The organism is Vibrio rotiferianus CAIM 577 = LMG 21460, assembly GCF_002741985.1.
Classification (GTDB): domain Bacteria; phylum Pseudomonadota; class Gammaproteobacteria; order Enterobacterales; family Vibrionaceae; genus Vibrio; species Vibrio rotiferianus.
Genome location: NZ_APHW01000001.1, coordinates 69245 through 88558 on the forward strand (window position 1 = coordinate 69245; position 19314 = coordinate 88558).

Consider the following 19314-nt stretch of genomic DNA (forward strand, 5'->3'; position numbering starts at 1 on the left):
ACGAAATCAACAATTTCAGCTCTTTTCTACTTCATGTTAACCAAATGTGTTGGCCATTCTTCGATAGGTAATGGACGGCTGTAATAGAACCCTTGAACTTGTGTACAGCCTAATGAGCGTAAAAGCCGTGCTTGCTCTGCCGTCTCCACACCTTCCGCGACCACGTTTGCTTTCAAACCTTTAGTGATGGTAATGATTGCTGCGAAAACGGAGTTTTCCAGATTATTTGGGTTTAATCTATTAGTGAACGTTCTGTCTATCTTCAGACAAGTAAATGGCAAGCTATCTAGGTACGCTAGCGAGGAGTAGCCTGTGCCAAAATCATCAATGGCAATCCCAACGTTCATTTCGCGTAGCTTGAGCATATTGTCTAGGGTTGTTGGGTCTCCGCCAACAATTTTGGACTCAGTGATTTCAAGTGTGAGGTTTTGAGCGCACAATCCTGTCTGAGATAATATTTGGGCAACATCTGAGATGAACTCAGGACATGAAAGTTGGTTGACTGAAACATTCACGTGCAGTTGGAAATCTTTATGCCAACGACCATTTTCAATTGCGGTTTGAGTTTCTTGACAGGCCTTAAGTAAGATTTGGTGACCGATTTGTTTGATCATGCCACTCTCTTCAGCAAGAGCAATAAAGTCCAAAGGCGAGACTACGCCATCGGCACTGTGCCAACGTGCTAGAGCCTCTGCACCAACAACCTCACCACTAGATAAATCAATGATTGATTGGTAATACGGTATAAACTCTTTTTGCTCAATACCTTGCTGTATTTTGGCAATCATCTGAGTTCGGAACTTAGAGGCGCTGGCCATTTCTGGACTGTAATAACACACCCCAGAATGGGTTTCTTGCTTGGCGTAACTCAATGCAATACTGGCATTACGTAACCATTGCTGCATTTGGTATTCAGGCTGCGTTTCCACAACACCAATGGCAATATTCATGATGACAGTTTCATCTGCGCAGAGAAACGGAGAGGCGAAGACTTGTTGCAGCCGTCTAACGGTTAGGCGAACTTCCTGCTCTTTTTGCAAGTTGGGTGCGTAAACTGCAAATTCATCACCACCAATACGAGCTAATACAAACTCATCACCAAACTGCTGATCGAGTCGCTCTGCAATACGGAGCAATAGTTGATCACCATTATGGTGACCGACGCTGTCATTGATATCTCTGAAGCGGTTAATTCCGAGCAGGTATACACTGCCACCTTGTTGGCTTGGCATGGTACTGCTGATTTCAATTAAGCCTTGTCGGCTATACAGGCGTGTCAATGAGTCGTATATCAACTGCTCTCTTAATGCTTTGAACGATACTTTTAGGTTATTCGCCATCTCATTGAACGCGTGCACCAACGTCGTGGTTTCATAAACGTAGCCAGGACGAGGCATTGAGCCATCCAGTTGCCTTTGGCTAGGTTTTGCGCTGCTGAGGCAGTAGCATTGATCGGACGAGTGACTCGGTTAAAGATAAACCAAGTGATCGAAATACCCAGTAGGGTCACAAGTAAACCCACCAACCAGCTTTTTCTTTGGCTGTTTGGAAGTGTTCCTACTAAATCTGATTCAGAGACAGAAATGCCAATAAACCAGGTGAGTCCATAATCATCAGTGTAAGGTGTTATTCGGCTAAACAAGCGTTCACCCGAGTGTTCTAGCTGAAAAGTATAAGGCTGTGAAGTTGAGTTTAAAGCAAGTGCACTCACCCTAGATGCACTGATTTGGATGATTGAGTCGGTGCTTTCTTTAGCAAGCAAGCGCTGGCCCTTATGTGTGAATTTGGTTCCCCAAGAAACGACGCTACCTGCACTTGATTGCGCTACTAAGCGATGCTCTTCATCCATAATAAACACGGAAGCTTTGGTATTCTGTTGCAGCTCTCTTAAGAAGGCATTGAGTGTGTTGATGCGAATATCTGTGACGAGCACACCAGCAAAGTCGCCATGCTCGAAAACAGGAGTCATCGCGGATAGCGTGATTTCTTGACGTTCATCTGCGTTCGCATAGATTGGCGACCAAGTCGGCTGATGGGCTTCTGCCACGGGCGTATACCAAGGCCGAACTCGGGGGTCATACTGTGAGATAACCGATCGTAAACCTGTACTTGGCGTCTTCCCGTTATAGATTGCTAAATTACCATCAGTTCGCTTGTCTTGAATCATTAAGGTGTATTCACCGTTTGCTTCGCGACGAAAGCCGGCATAGTCTCCGGTGATCGAACCAAAGCCAATAACATCCAACTGAGGAATGGAGCTGTAAAGATCTTGGAAGGCGCTTAATAAATACGATTCAATATCGGCAGTATTATTTGGGTGGAATAGATTGTGAAAGCTGACGCTATGGCCCAGTGCTTGAACCGCTGCAAATGGTTTTCTTAGGTAGTCATTCAGGTGATCATGAACGCCTTCCGTTAACACCGTCAGCTGTTTGTTACTGATGTCAGTGACGACCTCTTCATAGCTCTGCTTTTGGACAAAAATGATCACCCCGATTGCAAACAGAAATATCAGCAAGAAAGGAATCAAAACAGCAGTGCGTAAAGTGATTTGTGTAGTCGGTGATGACATGGCCTAGTATTTATTATGGGTTGCTATACTGTAATTGTACTGGCGTTCTTGTCACCAAGCGAGTCAATTTTTACTCGCTTAGTGACTAAATATCAAACTAGTACAACTCTTTTAGTTTTCTGGTTAATGTATTTCTTCCCCAGCCTAATACTTTAGCGGCATCTTGTTTGTGACCTTTAGTATGTTCTAACGCAGCCTCTAGTAAGATTCGCTCAAATTCAGGTAATGCATAAGATAATAGCTCTTTATCCCCTGCTTCGAGAGCATGTTTTGCCCAGTCAGCAAGTTGTTCTTGCCAGCTTTCCCCAGCAGACTCCGGTTTGACTTTCTTTTCTTCTAGTAATTCTTGCGGCAGGTCGTTAGGTAGCACTTCACTGCCACTGGCCATGACTGTTAACCAACGACAGATGTTTTCCAATTGGCGGACGTTGCCCGGCCAATCAAGGCGGTTAAGGATTTCGACTGAAGATGGATGCAGTGTTTTGGTTTCAACGCCTAGCTCATCGGCTGCGCGAACGAGAAAGTGTTGAGTGAGTTTCTCAATGTCTTGTTTTCGCTCTCTTAGGGCGGGGATCTGAACGCGAATTACATTGAGTCGATGGAACAAATCTTCGCGGAAATCGCCTTCATGGACCAGCTTTTCAAGGTTTTGGTGTGTGGCAGCGACGATACGCACGTCAACGCGAATAGGAGAGTGACCCCCTACGCGATAGAACTGCCCGTCTGCTAATACGCGCAATAATCGGGTTTGAATGTCTAGTGGCATATCACCAATTTCATCTAGAAACAGTGTGCCACCATTGGCTTGCTCAAAGCGGCCTTGTCGCACGCTGTTTGCACCAGTAAATGCGCCTTTTTCGTGGCCAAACAGCTCGGATTCAATCAGGTCTTTTGGAATCGCGGCCATATTGAGGGCGATAAAAGGTTTGTTGGCGCGCGGACTATGACGGTGCAGGGCATGAGCAACTAACTCTTTACCCGTACCTGATTCACCGTTGATCAATACGGAGATGGAAGAGCGAGACAAGCGGCCAATTGCACGAAACACTTCTTGCATGGCTGGCGCTTCACCGATAATTTCTGGCGTATCGGTTGGGAGCTCTTCGTGAGACATCTGCTCACGCTTGGTTTCTTGGCTATGAGCTATCGCTCGCTCTACCAGCGTGAGTGTTTCATCGATATCAAATGGCTTAGGTAGGTATTCAAACGCGCCTTTTTGGTAAGCGTTCACCGCAGCATCTAAATCGGAATGCGCCGTCATGATAATCACGGGTAAATCGGGATAATCACGTTGAACTTGCTTTAACAGCTCCAAACCATCGATACCTGGCATGCGTATATCGGAAACCAACACATCTGGTACTTCACGTTCCAGCGCCATCAGCACACTTTCTCCATCCGCGTAGGTATCGCATTTGATGTTGGCGGAGGAAAGGGTTTTTTCCATTACCCAGCGAATCGAACTGTCGTCGTCGACGACCCAAACATATCCTTTACTCATGTAATAAATCCTTGCAGCAAAAGCCTAAAAACTGACGAATCGAAAAGCCATTTAATCAAGTCAGATTGGCAAATAAATCGTAAAAGTGGTGTGACCGGGCCAGCTTTCGACATCAATCTTGCCGTTATGCTGGTCGATCAGATTTTGTGAAATAGACAGGCCAAGACCCGTACCGCCTTCTCGACCACTGACCATTGGATAGAAAAGGGTATCTTGTAGTTCTGGTGGAATACCCGGACCGTTGTCCGTGATCTCAACACGTGCGGCGAGTTTGCAGCGTTGACCATGAATGTTAGCTTGATGCACCGTTCTGGTGCGTATGGTTATTTTTCCGTGTTCTTGGTGGGACAGAATCTGTGCTGCGTTACTGACGATGTTGAGCATCGCCTGCTCGATTTGGTCAGCATCCATCAAGATTTCTGGCAAGCTCGGATCGTAGTCGCGCTCGATCACAATCGAATGTTGAGATTCCAACTCCACTAACTGGCGCACTTTCTCCAGTACTTGGTGAAGGTTTTCTTGGGTCTTTTTACCCGGCTTTTGCGGCCCGAGCAGACGATCGACTAAGGCTCTTAATCGGTCTGCTTGCTCGATAATGATTTGGGTATATTCCTTCAATGAAGGATCGGGAAGCATTTTTTCTAATAGTTGTGCCGCCCCGCGTAAACCGCCGAGTGGGTTTTTTATTTCATGCGCCAACCCACGCACTAACAGCTTTGCCGCTTGTTGCTGGGCGTGTTGGTTAAGCTCTTGAGTGAGACGGCGTTGTTGGTCAATTTTGCGCATCTCTACCAACAGCATTAATTGTTTCTGCCAAGTTATTGGGCTGACAGTCACTTCCAGCATCAAAGGGCGCCCATCGACGACAAAGGTAACGTCACTGTCAGTAATGCTTTGGCCGCTTTGTAGTGGTTGGGTGAGTAGCGCGAGATCCAACGACGCATGTTGAATTAGCTGAGACAGCGACTGCTCAACAATGCGCTTAGCACTTTGCGAAAACAATAACTCTGCCGCAGGGTTGGCATAGCGCACCGCTAATCCGTCATCAAGAATCAACGTTGCTGCCACCATGTTATTGAGAATGGCACTGGAGAGACTGGTATCCACATTACGTCCTTGTTTGCGTTATTGTTGTGCGTTGCACCAAATTGGTGCGATAGAACGTAAGTATGGCGAATAAATCTCAGAAGAAAAAGTAAAATAGCACTCAGAGCATCTGTTATTTGCGCTATTTTTCTGGTTTCGGCCTTGGTAATTTAGGCTTCACACTCGCTCTATGTAAATGCACTGTTATAGGGCTAGTAGATGCAATAAGCTTGCCGCTTCTTTTGGCGTGAACAGCAAGGGTGTGGGTGCCTCGATCGATATTGTTAATTTGCCAAGTGAGTCGAGTTTGTGGGGCTGCGTACGGCTTTCCATCGAGCATTAGCTGCAGTTGTTCTCCAATACCCAGTTTGCGGTTGGCTTCCAATTGGATGTTAATCAAGCCTTGATTGCTACGAATCGTCTCGTCATGCACAGGGGTCAGCATAGCTAAAGAGAGAGGCTTGGGAGCTTCTGGCTGTTTTGGTTTATCTTTCTTGACCGTGTTGGGTGGTTGTGACGTAGAAAGCGCTTCGGTACTTTCTACCTTTGGTGCTGGTGCCTGACCTTGTAAGTCAGGTAAAGCGATTGCCTTTGCTCCATTCTGAGGCGTATCACTGAAGTGTATTACGCCATCTTTATCGACCCATGTGTATGCAACTTGTGCAAAGGGAGATGCAGCCGTGACTAGGCCGCTGAGTATGATTAAGGTTGGTAAAAGCTGAACTTTCATTGCTCACCTTCTTTTTATGATTCCACGTTATTGACTCAAGTAACATCCCCGCGATTGGCTCTGTGAGGGTGACTTGGCATATTCTCATTATCACTCCATGCTAAAGGTCTGGGTTAATCAGGCGAATACAAAAAAGGCCCGCCTGCGAGGCGAGCCTAATATTTTGTTTCTGTGTTTACATTTTACACAGTTGAGACCTTATACAGAGTAGTAAAGTTCAAACTCAAGTGGGTGAGTTGTCATGTTTACTTTCTCTACATCTTGCGCTTTAAGGTCGATGTAAGAATCGATGAAGTCATCAGAGAATACACCGCCAGCAGTTAGGAACTCACGGTCTGCATCTAGTTCTTCTAGCGCGTCTTTCAGTGAGTATGCCACTGTTGGGATCTCTGCTGCTTCTTCAGCTGGTAGATCGTAAAGGTCTTTATCCATCGCTTCGCCTGGGTGGATCTTGTTCTTAATGCCGTCAAGACCAGCCATTAGCATTGCTGCGAAACATAGGTATGGGTTAGCCGCTGGGTCACCGAAACGAACTTCGATACGACGTGCTTTCGGGCTTGGTACCACTGGGATACGGATTGAAGCAGAGCGGTTACGTGCAGAGTAAGCAAGCATAACTGGCGCTTCGAAGCCTGGTACAAGACGTTTGTACGAGTTAGTTGCTGGGTTAGCAAACGCATTGATTGCGCGAGCGTGCTTGATGATACCACCGATGTAGTAAAGTGCCATTTCAGATAGGCCGCCGTACTTATCTCCAGCAAATAGGTTTACGCCATCTTTTGCTAGAGATTGGTGTACGTGCATACCAGAGCCGTTGTCACCAACTAGTGGCTTAGGCATGAATGTCGCTGTCTTACCAAATGCGTGTGCAACGTTGTGTACAACGTACTTGTAGATTTGGATTTCGTCAGCTTTAGTTGTTAGCGTGTTGAAGCGAGTTGCGATTTCGTTTTGACCCGCAGTTGCTACTTCGTGGTGGTGCGCTTCAACAACTAGGCCCATCTCTTCCATTACTAGACACATAGCAGAACGGATGTCTTGAGATGAATCAACTGGCGCTACTGGGAAGTAACCACCTTTAACGCCTGGACGGTGACCTTTGTTACCTTCTTCGTAATCAGAACCTGTGTTCCAAGCTGCTTCTACGTCATCGATCTTGAAGAAAGAACCAGACATGTCAGTTGCGAACTTAACGTCGTCAAATAGGAAGAACTCTGGCTCAGGACCAATCAGTACTGTGTCAGCAACGCCTGTAGAACGCATGAAGTCTTCAGCGCGCTTAGCGATAGAGCGAGGGTCGCGGTCGTAGCCTTGCATTGTTGCAGGCTCAAGGATGTCACAACGGATGTTTAGTGTTGCATCTTCAGTGAATGGGTCAAGCACTGCAGAAGATGCGTCTGGCATCATAACCATGTCTGATTCGTTAATGCCTTTCCAGCCAGCAACTGATGAACCATCGAACATTTTACCTTCTTCGAAGAAGTCTGCGTCGATTTGGTGAGCAGGAATAGAAATGTGCTGCTCTTTACCTTTTGTATCAGTGAAGCGTAGGTCAACAAACTTAACTTCGTTTTCTTGGATCAGTGATAAAACGTTTTCTACTGACATCTTGGATAACCTCCAGTGTTAATAAAGCGGTAAAAGCTCGATTTATGAGTTCTTGATTAAATCCAGCATTGATTAATTTGCTTGAAATTTTATTAATCGATGCTGGTTTCTCTAAAGCCAAAACCGTGCCAAAAAAATTATTCCATTAATTTCAAGGAATTATGTTTTAAGGAGCAAGTTTGGTGCAAACGATTGCACCAAAATGATCTTTAATTGCACTGTAATGGTGCATCTTTTGATTGTTGCACCACAATGTGACAACTACGTTGCTTATCTAGCCCAGTTTTTGAGCAAGAGTCAATTTCTAATAAGCAACGATTGGAATAAAATTGCTTTGAATCAATTCGCTTTGCTCGGGAAAGTGGGCATTAAGCGTAAATTTCGCAGAAAAGCTCGGGAGTAGATCACATATTTCTAGGCTTTTTGCTAAAATCTGGTACATTATGGCCGTTTTTTTAATCAGCAAATGTCACCAGAGAGCACCCGTTCTCAGCGTGGGGGCATTTCATCTATCTAAGTGAATCTAATCCATGGCTACTCCACAGATTGATAAATTAAGAAATATCGCGATCATCGCGCACGTTGACCACGGTAAAACAACACTGGTTGATAAACTACTACAACAATCAGGTACTCTAGAGTCTCGCGGCGAAGCTGAAGAGCGAGTCATGGACTCAAACGACATCGAAAAAGAACGTGGTATTACCATTCTTGCTAAGAACACAGCAATCAACTGGAATGATTACCGTATCAACATCGTAGATACTCCGGGACACGCGGACTTCGGTGGTGAAGTAGAACGTATCATGTCGATGGTAGATTCAGTACTACTTATCGTTGACGCTGTTGATGGCCCAATGCCACAAACGCGTTTCGTAACGCAAAAAGCATTTGCTCACGGCCTTAAGCCAATCGTTGTAATCAACAAGATTGACCGTCCGGGTGCTCGTCCTGATTGGGTTATGGATCAAGTATTCGACCTATTCGACAACCTAGGTGCAACTGACGAACAGCTAGACTTTAAAGTGGTTTACGCTTCAGCACTAAACGGTTGGGCTACTCTAGAAGAGGGCGAAACTGGCGAAAACATGGAACCACTATTCGAAACTATCGTTGAAGAAGTAGCGGCTCCAGAAGTTGACCTAGACGGTCCACTACAGATGCAAGTTTCTCAGCTAGACTACAGCTCTTACGTTGGTGTTATCGGTGTTGCTCGTGTAACTCGTGGTAGCGTGAAAGCAAACCAACAAGTAACTGTTATCGGTGCTGACGGTAAAACTCGCAACGGTAAAGTAGGTACAGTAATGGGCTACCTTGGCCTAGAGCGTCACGAAGTTGAGCAAGCTAACGCGGGTGATATCATTGCGATCACTGGTCTTGGCGAGCTAAAAATCTCTGACACTATCTGTGCACAAAACGCAGTAGAAGCACTACCGCCGCTGTCTGTTGATGAACCAACAGTAACAATGACGTTCCAAGTAAACACGTCTCCATTCGCTGGTAAAGAAGGTAAGTTCGTTACTTCACGTAACATCCTTGAGCGTCTAGAGAAGGAACTGGTACACAACGTTGCACTGCGCGTAGAGCAAACAGACGATCCAGACAAATTCCGCGTATCAGGCCGTGGTGAACTTCACCTATCTATCCTGATCGAAAACATGCGTCGTGAAGGCTTCGAGCTTGCTGTATCTCGTCCAGAAGTAATCATCAAAGAAGAAGATGGTCAGCTAATGGAACCGTTCGAGACAGTAACTATCGACGTTATGGAAGAGCACCAAGGCGGCATCATGGAGAACATCGGCCTGCGTAAAGGTGAGCTGAAAGACATGTCTCCAGATGGTAAAGGCCGTGTACGTATGGACTTCGAAATGCCATCTCGTGGTCTGATCGGTTTCCAAACTGAGTTCATGACGCTGACTTCTGGTTCTGGTCTTCTTTACCATACGTTCGATCGCTACGCGCCACACAAAGGCGGTAACATCGGTCAACGTGTAAACGGTGTACTAATCGCAAACGCGATGGGTAAAGCGCTAACTAACGCACTATTCAACCTTCAAGAACGTGGTCGTCTATTTATCGGTCACGGTGTTGAAGTTTACGAAGGCATGGTTATCGGTATTCACAGCCGCGACAACGACCTAACAGTAAACGCACTGAAAGGTAAGCAGCTAACCAACGTTCGTGCATCTGGTACAGATGACGCACAGGTTCTTACTCCGCCAATCAAGATGACTCTTGAGCAAGCACTAGAGTTCATCGATGATGACGAACTAGTAGAAGTAACACCTGAAAGCATCCGTATCCGTAAGAAGTTCCTAACGGAAAGCGATCGTAAGCGTGCTTCACGTTCAGCAAAATAATCTGCTGTAACGGATTCGATTAAGAACAAGCCCCGAGTTATGCTCGGGGCTTTGTGTATCTGAAGGAATAACACTATGAAGCCAATCGTGATTACGGGTGGTCCAGGTGCAGGTAAAACCACCTTGCTGAATGCGTTAGGTCAGTTGGGCTATGCCACCTTTGCTGAAGGTTCTCGTAGCTTGATTGAGCAGCAAAGCCAGTTGGACAACGGTATTTTGCCTTGGACGAATCTGCCGGAGTTCGCCAACTTATGCCTTGAGTTAATGGAGAAGCAAAAGCGAGAAGCGCTCAATCATGATGTGGCTTTTGTTGACCGTGCTATCCCAGACATCGTGGCATACTTACAGGTAGGCGGTTGTCCCGTTGAACACACTTTCTTGATTGAGAGTGCAGGCTACCAGAGTAAGGTGCTCACATGCCGACCTGAAGCCTCTATTTATGTTCAAGATGATGTGCGTCCACACAGTTTTGAAGAGGCGCTACAAATTCATCAAATCTTAGTCGATACCTATACTGAACTGGGGTATGACGTGGTTGAAGTACCATGGGGAAGCGTAGCTGAACGAGTGGCGTTTGTTCGACAAGTAATGGGCTTAGTTGCTGAGGTAGAAGGTGAGAAACGCTGATAGAGCTCGGAAGATAAACGGGTGACTACGTGGTGAATAAGTTAGCTCTTCCGCTAAATAGCAAAACCTCCTCACGAGGAGGAGGCTTTATCGAATTACTTTTGATTCAGCTGCTGTAAGAACTTGTCTGATTCAGCAATCGCGGCATTCATTTGCTTAATTGCGTATTGAATGTCTTTCTCTAAGCTAGAGAATTCACCTTTCAGTGAGCCAATCGCACTCGCGTTCAAGTTATGCTTTAGGTAAAGCGTATTGTCACGCAGTGTATTCAGAACCGGTGTCATCTTGTCTTCCGCACGCTTCATGGCGTTAAGCATGGTTTTGTAAGACGCTTTGGTTTCACGTAACTTCTGTTCGCTAGAGCGACGCAGTTTCGCACTGGTGTACAGGTCTAGCTCGCCTTGCCACTCATCAAACAGGGCATCCGATACATCTTCAATCGCAGCAATACGGTCGCGCACGTCTTGCGCCGCTTTTTCGCTGTCTTCGTATTTATCGTTAATGTTGTTGTAGACGCTTTCCAATTCACCACCATCAAAGTTGGTCAGCGCAGAAAGTGCTTCTAATGCACTGGTGAACTCTTCTTGTGCATCTTGTTGTGACTCTTTGGCGTCTTCCACGCGATCTACCATGATATCGCGCTTGTGGTAACCCACTTGCTCCATTGCTGAATAATATGCGGACTGACATCCTGTCAAAGTGAAAATTGATAGTACAATTGCTAATAAATAAGGCATTCTTATGTCCTCGACGCTAATTTATGGGATGAACTATGAACCAGTTATCAGAGAGTTACAAGGTGAGATTGAGCAAGCTCGTGCCGGGGAGCGTCGCGTTTTTCAAATATTTGCTCAAGCGTATGACGCACGATCGCGTCAACGTTAATGCAGGCTATCTAGCTTACATCACTTTGTTGTCTATTGTGCCGATGTTGACGGTATTACTGTCGATTTTGTCAAAGTTTCCGGTATTTGAGAATGTCGGCGAAGTGCTGCAGGGTTACATCATCGATAACTTCGTCCCCGCTTCTGGTGATGCAGTCAGAACCGCGCTGCAAGAGTTTGTCTCAAACACAGGCAAGATGACCGCCGTGGGTGGTGCGTTTTTGTTTGTTGCAGCCCTGATGCTGATCTCCAACATCGATAAGAACTTAAACTACATCTGGCGAGTGAAAGACAAACGTCGCCCAGTGTTTTCTTTCTCCATGTATTGGATGGTGCTGACCCTTGGTCCGATTCTGGTCGGTGCGAGTATTGCTGCAACCTCTTACGTAACATCGCTTAAGCTGATTGAAAACGAAACCTTATCGGGCGCTTACAACCTGTTTTTGCGCTGGCTGCCATTGTTATTGTCATTCTTTGCATTCATGGGTTTGTACTTCTTAGTGCCAAACAAAAAAGTTTATCTCTCTCACGGTGCCATTGGTGCAGCTATCGCCGCGGTGCTGTTTGAATTGAGTAAGAAAGGCTTTGCGTTCTACATTACCCAATTCCCGTCATACCAGCTGATTTACGGCGCACTTGCCGCGATTCCGATCCTGTTTGTGTGGGTGTATTTGTGTTGGCTGATCGTATTGATTGGCGCGGAAGTCACGGCCGCTCTGGGCGAAAGAGAGCACTGGAGTGACGACCTAGAAATGATACACTCGACCGCTGAATTGCAATTAACAGATGAAGGAAGCGAGAGTCGTGATAGCGCTAATTCAACGAGTCAGTGAAGCCGCCGTTCGTGTAGACGGTGAAGTTGTCGGTGAAATCGACCAAGGTCTACTTGTCCTACTTGGGGTAGAAAAGGACGATGATGAAGCAAAAGCAAAACGTTTGATGGAGCGTGTAACCACTTATCGTGTGTTTGAAGATGATGAAGGCAAAATGAACCTCAACGTCAAACAAGTGAACGGTAAGGTTTTGGTGGTGTCTCAATTTACGTTACCAGCCGACACCAAAAAGGGCACTCGCGCAGGCTTTTCTCGCGGCGCGCATCCTGCGGATGCAGAACGTCTGTATGACTACTTTTCAGATCTGTGTGAGGAAGTACTGCCAACGCAACGTGGCCGCTTTGCAGCAGACATGAAAGTGTCATTGATTAATGACGGCCCGGTGACTTTTTGGTTACAGGTCTAATCTGGAAACCTTAGCTGCATAGTCTAAGCTTTAAGCCCAAGTGAATTGATTTTACTTGGGTTATTTGCCTTATGGCTTGTATTTGATTTGTGCTTTCAAAGGATTGATATGTTCAAACTTATAACTCCAAAAACTGAAAATCAGCTTAACAAGTACTATCAATTTCGTTGGCAGATGCTGCGAGAACCATGGCGCATGCCTGTAGGCTCTGAGCGTGATGAGTATGATGGTATGAGCCATCACCGGATGATTACCGACGGTCGTGGCCGTCCGATGGCGATCGGTCGTTTGTACATTACCCCAGATAACGACGGTCAGATCCGTTACATGGCGGTAAAAAACAACCGTCGCAGCAAAGGCATGGGTTCACTGGTGCTGGTGGCGCTTGAGTCTCTGGCACGACAAGAAGGGGCGAAGCGTCTGGTATGTAATGCTCGTGAAGATGCCATTGCCTTCTATGAGAAGAATGGTTTCGAGCGTCGCGGTGAGCTGACCGATGAGCGTGGTCCCGTGCGTCACCAACAAATGGTAAAGCCGCTTGATCCGATGGCCGATGTGCTTCGTCGACCTGAATGGTGTACTGAGCTGCAACAACGTTGGGAAGCGCAGATCCCAATTGCCGATAAAATGGGGATTAAAATTAACCAATATACCGGCTATCAGTTTGAATGCAGCGCACAGCTTAACCCGAATTTGAATCCACATAATACCATGTTTGCTGGTTCAGCCTTTACCTTGGCGACGCTTACAGGTTGGGGGATGGCGTGGTTGTTAATGAAAGAGCGTGGTTTGCACGGTGATATTGTATTGGCAGACAGTTCGATTCGTTATCGCCATCCTGTCGAAGAGAACCCTGTCGCGAGTACATCACTAGATGGTATCAGTGGTGACTTGGATAGACTCGCGTCAGGACGTAAAGCGCGCATTGTTATCCACGTGGTGATTTACAGCGGCGACGTGCCTGCGGTGGATTTTGTTGGTACGTACATGTTGCTGCCGAATTACTCTAAGCTACTCAGCTGTTAGGTCCGTTGATTTTAGTGCTTCTTGTGGCGCATCTTGCTCTTGCGATGCGCCCAGTTCTACCTTGGAGTTATCTGCTTCTGAAGTAGCGCTTTCTTCAGATGACTTTTCTTCGATAAGGGAGCTTTCTTGAACAGAGATAAGTTGCTCTTCTGAGGGCGGCGCAGCAGTAGGTTCTTTTTCTTCTACTACTTCTTCACTTAATTCTTCTTCATATTGCTCTAAGTTGATTGGTTTAATGCTTGTGCTGTTCGTCGCTTTCGGTGAACTCTGTTTGGGTTCTTCTGGCTCAGTCTGTTTTGACATATTGACGCATTCATTTGCTTTGACTACTCCACTCAGCAGGTCACCTTGAATCGAACCACATGTTTCTCTGAGCTGATAAATCACACCCCTAATTGGGTTGTTCGCCATATCAAACTCTCCGGAAAGGTTACCCGAGATGGCTTTGCCTGAAATGGTCACTGGTTGAAACTTCACTTCGCCGCGTTGGGCATGTAAACGTAGCGGGCTGAAGGTGATCGCCTTGAGTGAATCATCCGCTTGTGACTTTAAGGTGGTATCGCGCAGATTGGCTTCCACTTCGCCTGACAAGCTGTAAGCAAGCATGTTTTGATCGCCGGCTAAACCTTTTAAGTCGAGGCTTAGGTCAGAGAAACCATTGACCGCGAGCACCGTTGGTAAGTAAGGGTGGAGCAGTTGCAGAGGGAGTCCATCGGCGTTGAGGTTAAGCGTCCAAGGTTGGCTGGTGGTGCTAAGGTCGATTTGTCCTAAGCCTTCAATATAGCCTTGCTCCAGAGGGGCGAACAAACGCGTCAGTTGCCACAAGCCATTGTCACTTTGTGTTGAAATTGCTGCGTGTGATGTGATGACTTGATCGTAACTCGCGTTGACGACGCTGGCATCAAGCTTGCCGTTCCAAATACCCCAATGGCCATTGCTGTGTTTTACTTCGAGTTGGTTACCTTCCAAATTCAACCCAGAAAGCTGCCAGTAAGGTTGTTTAGATAACTGGATAACTTGGCTGCGTTCAATCTCTAATTGCTTCACATTGACTTTCTGGAGCGTTTCTGTGGTGATTTGCCACCAGTCGGTTTTATCATCAGGCTGGATAGCCCATTTTAATCCACTGACGGTGGCGTTGTTAATTGTCCAATGCTTTGGCTCAAACATGCCTGATAGCTGTATTGTGCCTTGTTGCCAATCCAAGCTCAGCTCTTGCAGTTGAATCGCCCCCGGTTTGAACTGGGCATTCAAGCGAGGCTCTACCGCAGTTTGATCTTGAAAGCTGACACTGTCGGCTTGCAGAGAAATCTGTGCCGTTGTGTTCCACAGTGACAGTGGTAGGGAGGCATTTTCGAGTGACAATTCTAGGTTTTGCCAGTGCCAATCGCCGTACTCGATATCTGCGTTCAATAGATCGAGGCTATTGATATGAGTGATATTAATTGGCAGTGCTTGCCATGGTTTGGTGAGTAAAGATTGCAGTTGTAGGTTATCGATTTTCAGTTTATCTACGGTCACATTTACCAGTGACCAGCCTTGCGAGTACTGCTCTCCCTGACCGGAAACCTCACTGCCACGCCAGTTAAATGAAGCGCCATAAAGCGTGCTGTCTTGCGCTTTGTAATCGATATCAAGCAGCAGTTGATTGAACGCTTCCCCTTTCCAGTAGAGTTGGTCAGCAGACAACTGAATCTCACCATAGGGTATGGTTTGTGTTTTTGTTAGCCAGGTTGGATCTTGGACCTGAATATTTACGTTTCGAGCAGTATAACGGTCATCAGCATAGTTGATGTTCTTTAGAGCGAGTTGGTGAAGCAAAATATTGCTTGGAACTTGGACTTCTGGCAGGCCATGCTGCGCTTCAACGCCATCAATTAACAGGCTGTCTAGTATCCATTGGTTATCGCGTCTGATATCTGGATTGAACCAGAGGTCGATTTGTTCAATGTAGGGTATTTGCTCTGAGGATGTTGTTACCCCCTGCAGAGAAACATGATAAGGAAACTGGTAATGGACACTTTTGGCTTGCCAATTAAGGGGGAATGGCTGTGAGATAAGCTGCCATGTTTGTGGTGCGTATGATGTCGTCAACAAACCCGCGAGTACGATTGGTACACAAATCAATATGACAAGAGCGAGTGTGAGAATCCTTATTACTGTCTTCATTCCATTGAGAACCTTTGGCCAGCTTGCTGCTTAGAGTGTATCAATATTGAAGAGGTTTCAATAAAAAGCCCCTCAAAAGAGGGGCTTGTGAAGTGTTTTTGTAACTAAATCACGTTGAGCTTAGTCAACTTGCGGGCCAGCAGCTACAAGTGATTTGCCTTCTGCATTATCCGTGTATTTATCAAAGTTATTGATAAAGCGTTCTGCTAAATCCTTGGCTTTGCTTTCCCATTGTAGTGGGTCAACATAAGTATCGCGTGGATCAAGAATACTTGGGTCTACACCTGGTAGAGCAGTCGGCACTTCTAGGTTGAAGATAGGGATATGTTTAGTTTGAGCGTTTTCAATCGAACCATCTAGGATGGCGTCAATGATACCGCGCGTATCTTGGATAGAAATACGCTTGCCGCTACCGTTCCAACCAGTGTTGACTAGGTAAGCCTCAGCACCTGCTGCTTCCATACGTTTTACTAGTACTTCAGCATATTTAGTTGGGTGTAGTGTTAGGAATGCTGCACCGAAACACGCTGAGAAGGTAGGCGTTGGCTCCGTGATACCACGCTCTGTGCCCGCTAGCTTAGCAGTAAAGCCAGATAGGAAGTGGTACTTAGTTTGCTCTGGTGTCAGCTTAGACACTGGAGGTAGTACGCCAAATGCGTCAGCCGATAGGAAGATCACTTTGTTTGCGTGGCCACCTTTCGATACTGGCTTAACGATGTTGTCGATGTGATGAAGTGGGTAAGACACACGGGTGTTCTCAGTCTTAGAACCATCATCAAAGTCGATAGAACCATCGCTGCGAACCGTCACGTTCTCTAGTAGTGCGTCGCGGCGGATCGCGTTGTAGATATCAGGCTCTGCCTCTTTCGATAGCTTGATGGTCTTAGCGTAACAGCCACCTTCGAAGTTGAATACGCCGTCGTCATCCCAACCGTGCTCGTCATCACCAATCAGTGCGCGTTTAGGATCAGTTGATAGGGTGGTTTTACCTGTGCCAGATAGACCGAAGAAGATCGCAACGTCGCCTTCTTCACCCATGTTTGCACTACAGTGCATCGATGCGATGTCTTTAAGCGGCAGGAAGTAGTTCATCATGGCGAACATACCTTTCTTCATTTCTCCGCCGTACCACGTACCACCGATCAGTTGCATGCGCTCTGTTAGGTTAAATACAGTGAAGTTTTCTGAGTTCAGACCGTGCTCTTCCCACTTCTCGTTGGTGCATTTCGCACCGTTCATTACCACGAAATCAGGCTCAAACGTTGCCAATTCTTCTTCTGTTGGGCGGATGAACATGTTTTTCACGAAGTGTGCTTGCCATGCTACTTCAGTGATCACTCGAATACTCAAACGAGTGTCTGGGTTTGCACCGCAATAACCGTCAATCACAAATAGGCGCTTACCTGAAAGCTGGTTAGTTACTAGCTCTTTTAGGTCGTCCCATACTTCTTTGTTTATTGCTTTGTTGTCGTTTTTCACTGCGTCAGAAGTCCACCACATGTGCTCTTCTGTCGTTGCATCTTTAACAATGTACTTATCTTTTGGTGAGCGACCAGTAAAGATACCAGTGTCTACGGCAACCGCGCCGAGTTCTGTAACCACACCACGTTCATAACCAGTTAGGTCAGCACGGGTCTCTTCCTCGAACAGCACTTCGTAGCTTGGGTTGCGAACAACCTCTTTCACGTTGTGCAATCCGTGTTTGGTTAGATCAAGTGTTGCAGCCTTTGTATGTTCCATAACGGTCATAGGTGCTCCTTATAAGGATTTTTGTAGGGATTTTGTAAGAATGTTTTAATTTTATCTGCTCACCATGCTAGCAACGGGGCGGGGAGAAAACAGGGAGATAGCTCAAAAAATATCCATGATTTCATTGTGGTTTTAGGTAACCCGTCACATATCGGTACGAATAGTTTATCGTGCGCGCAAACCTTTGCGCTAGAGCAAAATAATTATTAATTATTTAAAATTAAGCAGTTGCTTTATTACGTTGGAAGCAAGGTTATACGTGGGTTTGATCACAAAAAGGCCAGCATGATGCTGGCCTTTTGAAGGGTAAATTACAAGCTTGTTAAGCTATGAAAATTAATGCACGATTTTATTGTCTGGAGTTGACTGAGTGTACAGATCCGTTACTTCAGATTCGTCGAACGTGTATGACGTGCCGCAGTAATCACAATGTAAAGAAATTGATCCTTCTTCTGCTAAAATGTCATAAATTTCAGTTTTATCAACCGTGATGATCGCTGCACCACTGCGCTCACGAGAACAACCACAGTGGAATTCCACAGGCTGTGGTTCGTATAGACGAACTTTATCTTGGTTGTAGAGACGGTATAGCAGTTCGTTTGCTGGTAGCGTGAACAGCTCTTCATTTTTTACCGTGTCCGTGAGTTGCTCTAGGTGTTCGAAGTCTTCTGGCGTGCCAGTACCATCAGGCATGACTTGAATCATCATACCAGCTGCGTGCGCTTTGCCTTCGTGTTCACCAGTGCGGATCCACAAACGCGTTTTTAGCTGCTCTGAGTTTGCGAAGTAGCCTTCGATTACGTCAGCCAATGTTTCGCCTTCTAGGCCAACCACACCTTGGTAACGTTCGCCTTTCTTCGGCTCAATAGTGATCACTAGGTAACCTTTACCCATCATGTCGTGCAGGCTTGCATCATCAGCAATGTCGCCTTCCCAGCGAGCAACGCCGCGGATTTTCTGATCGTGGTCGCCGTTGATTACTGCGAGTGATACAGGACCATCACCTTGCAGCTGGATAGTGATTGAGCCTTCGAACTTCAAAGTTGCAGTTAAAAGAGTGGCCGAAACGAGTAGCTCACCCAACAGTTTTTGTAGTGCTGCCGGATATTCCTTGCTGGAGATAATACGTTGGTATGCTTCATCCAATTGTACCAACTCGCCACGTACTGAAAGATCTTCGAATAAGTAGCGGTTTAAAACATTGTTTGCCATGGAGTGCTTTCCTCGTCAGTAATTCCGGCTTTTATTGGTGTTTGAACTTAATGATGTCTCGGCGCTGCTTTTTATCAGGGCGGCGTTCCGGACTTGGATTGTGGGCGTTAAGCTTACGCTGCTTAGCGTGTTCTTCACGTTTAGCTATACTTTCAGTGGTTTCGCTGTAAAGCGTTTGAGCGATCGGTGCACCACGACGTTGATCTGAGATTTTCTCGATTATCACGATTTTCTCTTCATTACCTTGGCGTAAGCGCACCTCGGCTCCAAGTTCAACGATCTTGCTTGGCTTGCTTCGTTGTCCATTATAATGGACTTTGCCGCCATCGACCATATTCCGAGCGATGGAGCGTGTCTTGTAAAATCTGGCCGCCCACAGCCATTTATCTAGCCTTACGGCTTCATTTATGGAACTCATATAACTCTGTCGTATCTAATCACTGCGATAAATGTGATATCGAGTGGTGGATTATTCACCTACAAATGGAGTCAAGGCCTAATTTTTTCAAGGGAGTTGGCAAAAACGGCATAAGAAAACAGAGCAAAAACTA

At 46.2% G+C, this 19314-nt stretch carries 14 protein-coding genes and 1 pseudogene; 5 read left to right on the plus strand and 10 right to left on the minus strand.

Annotation, left to right across the window (positions count from 1 at the left end):
* Positions 1-26: 26 nt before the first annotated feature.
* The 5 genes and pseudogenes from gepA to glnA all read right to left on the minus strand — a co-directional run bounded on the left by gepA (position 27) and on the right by glnA (position 7497).
* A pseudogene (gepA, locus tag B853_RS00360) lies at positions 27-2572 on the minus strand (phosphodiesterase GepA).
* Positions 2573-2669: 97 nt separating this feature from the next.
* Positions 2670-4073 (minus strand): nitrogen regulation protein NR(I), encoded by a 1404-nt coding sequence (gene glnG, locus B853_RS00365; RefSeq protein WP_010444958.1) that lies wholly within the window; start codon positions 4071-4073, stop codon positions 2670-2672.
* A gap of 60 nt (positions 4074-4133) precedes the next feature.
* Entirely contained in the window at positions 4134-5144 is a 1011-nt protein-coding gene (gene glnL, locus B853_RS00370; protein WP_216604290.1) for a nitrogen regulation protein NR(II), read from the minus strand.
* 157 nt (positions 5145-5301) lie between these two features.
* The gene (locus tag B853_RS00375; RefSeq protein WP_038884229.1) at positions 5302-5889 is read right to left on the minus strand and encodes a DUF4124 domain-containing protein; all 588 of its coding nucleotides are present in this window, start codon (positions 5887-5889) and stop codon (positions 5302-5304) included.
* A gap of 198 nt (positions 5890-6087) precedes the next feature.
* Positions 6088-7497, minus strand: a complete 1410-nt coding sequence (gene glnA / locus B853_RS00380; RefSeq protein ID WP_038884230.1) for a glutamate--ammonia ligase — start codon at positions 7495-7497, stop codon at positions 6088-6090.
* A 530-nt stretch (positions 7498-8027) separates the two neighbouring features.
* Here glnA and typA point away from each other — a divergent pair.
* Entirely contained in the window at positions 8028-9857 is a 1830-nt protein-coding gene (gene typA, locus B853_RS00390; RefSeq protein ID WP_010444969.1) for a translational GTPase TypA, read from the plus strand.
* Positions 9858-9932: 75 nt separating this feature from the next.
* Positions 9933-10484: an AAA family ATPase gene (locus B853_RS00395; protein WP_038884233.1), complete on the plus strand. Its 552-nt coding sequence runs from the start codon at positions 9933-9935 to the stop codon at positions 10482-10484.
* Positions 10485-10579: 95 nt separating this feature from the next.
* On the opposite strand, the gene B853_RS00400 is transcribed toward B853_RS00395, so the two are convergent.
* Positions 10580-11221, minus strand: a complete 642-nt coding sequence (locus B853_RS00400) for a DUF2959 domain-containing protein (RefSeq protein WP_005448522.1) — start codon at positions 11219-11221, stop codon at positions 10580-10582.
* 35 nt (positions 11222-11256) lie between these two features.
* Between B853_RS00400 and B853_RS00405 the strand changes: the two genes are divergently transcribed.
* From B853_RS00405 to B853_RS00415, 3 genes are all read left to right on the plus strand, one after another.
* A complete protein-coding gene (locus tag B853_RS00405) occupies positions 11257-12201 on the plus strand; it encodes a virulence factor BrkB family protein (protein ID WP_010444975.1) in 945 nt (314 codons plus the stop codon).
* Complete coding sequence (gene dtd, locus B853_RS00410) at positions 12173-12607, plus strand: D-aminoacyl-tRNA deacylase (protein ID WP_038884235.1); 435 nt, start codon at positions 12173-12175, stop codon at positions 12605-12607. The genes B853_RS00405 and dtd overlap by 29 nt, the downstream gene beginning before the upstream one ends.
* A gap of 108 nt (positions 12608-12715) precedes the next feature.
* Complete coding sequence (locus tag B853_RS00415; RefSeq protein WP_038884236.1) at positions 12716-13633, plus strand: bifunctional GNAT family N-acetyltransferase/hotdog fold thioesterase; 918 nt, start codon at positions 12716-12718, stop codon at positions 13631-13633.
* On the opposite strand, the gene B853_RS00420 is transcribed toward B853_RS00415, so the two are convergent.
* From B853_RS00420 to hslR, 4 genes are all read right to left on the minus strand, one after another.
* Positions 13619-15802 carry an AsmA family protein gene (locus tag B853_RS00420; RefSeq protein ID WP_038884237.1) on the minus strand — a complete coding sequence of 728 codons (2184 nt, stop codon included), beginning with the start codon at positions 15800-15802 and terminating at the stop codon, positions 13619-13621. The genes B853_RS00415 and B853_RS00420 overlap by 15 nt on opposite strands.
* Positions 15803-15922: 120 nt before the next feature.
* The gene (pckA, locus tag B853_RS00425; protein WP_038884239.1) at positions 15923-17551 is read right to left on the minus strand and encodes a phosphoenolpyruvate carboxykinase (ATP); all 1629 of its coding nucleotides are present in this window, start codon (positions 17549-17551) and stop codon (positions 15923-15925) included.
* Positions 17552-17887: 336 nt separating this feature from the next.
* Positions 17888-18763, minus strand: a complete 876-nt coding sequence (hslO, locus tag B853_RS00430) for an Hsp33 family molecular chaperone HslO (protein ID WP_010444980.1) — start codon at positions 18761-18763, stop codon at positions 17888-17890.
* Between the two features lie 31 nt (positions 18764-18794).
* Positions 18795-19181 (minus strand): ribosome-associated heat shock protein Hsp15, encoded by a 387-nt coding sequence (hslR, locus tag B853_RS00435; protein WP_029560895.1) that lies wholly within the window; start codon positions 19179-19181, stop codon positions 18795-18797.
* Between the last annotated feature and the right edge of the window lie 133 nt (positions 19182-19314).

Coding starts and splice junctions, on each gene's coding strand:
- B853_RS00415 (WP_038884236.1), top strand. CDS start 12,716: ATGTTCAAACTTATAACTCCAAAAACTGAAAATCAGCTTAACAAGTAC.
- typA (WP_010444969.1), top strand. CDS start 8,028: ATGGCTACTCCACAGATTGATAAATTAAGAAATATCGCGATCATCGCG.
- pckA (WP_038884239.1), bottom strand. CDS start 17,551: ATGACCGTTATGGAACATACAAAGGCTGCAACACTTGATCTAACCAAA.
- B853_RS00405 (WP_010444975.1), top strand. CDS start 11,257: ATGAACCAGTTATCAGAGAGTTACAAGGTGAGATTGAGCAAGCTCGTG.
- B853_RS00420 (WP_038884237.1), bottom strand. CDS start 15,802: ATGAAGACAGTAATAAGGATTCTCACACTCGCTCTTGTCATATTGATT.
- B853_RS00395 (WP_038884233.1), top strand. CDS start 9,933: ATGAAGCCAATCGTGATTACGGGTGGTCCAGGTGCAGGTAAAACCACC.
- glnG (WP_010444958.1), bottom strand. CDS start 4,073: ATGAGTAAAGGATATGTTTGGGTCGTCGACGACGACAGTTCGATTCGC.
- glnL (WP_216604290.1), bottom strand. CDS start 5,144: ATGGTGGCAGCAACGTTGATTCTTGATGACGGATTAGCGGTGCGCTAT.
- B853_RS00400 (WP_005448522.1), bottom strand. CDS start 11,221: ATGCCTTATTTATTAGCAATTGTACTATCAATTTTCACTTTGACAGGA.
- hslR (WP_029560895.1), bottom strand. CDS start 19,181: ATGAGTTCCATAAATGAAGCCGTAAGGCTAGATAAATGGCTGTGGGCG.
- glnA (WP_038884230.1), bottom strand. CDS start 7,497: ATGTCAGTAGAAAACGTTTTATCACTGATCCAAGAAAACGAAGTTAAG.
- B853_RS00375 (WP_038884229.1), bottom strand. CDS start 5,889: ATGAAAGTTCAGCTTTTACCAACCTTAATCATACTCAGCGGCCTAGTC.
- hslO (WP_010444980.1), bottom strand. CDS start 18,763: ATGGCAAACAATGTTTTAAACCGCTACTTATTCGAAGATCTTTCAGTA.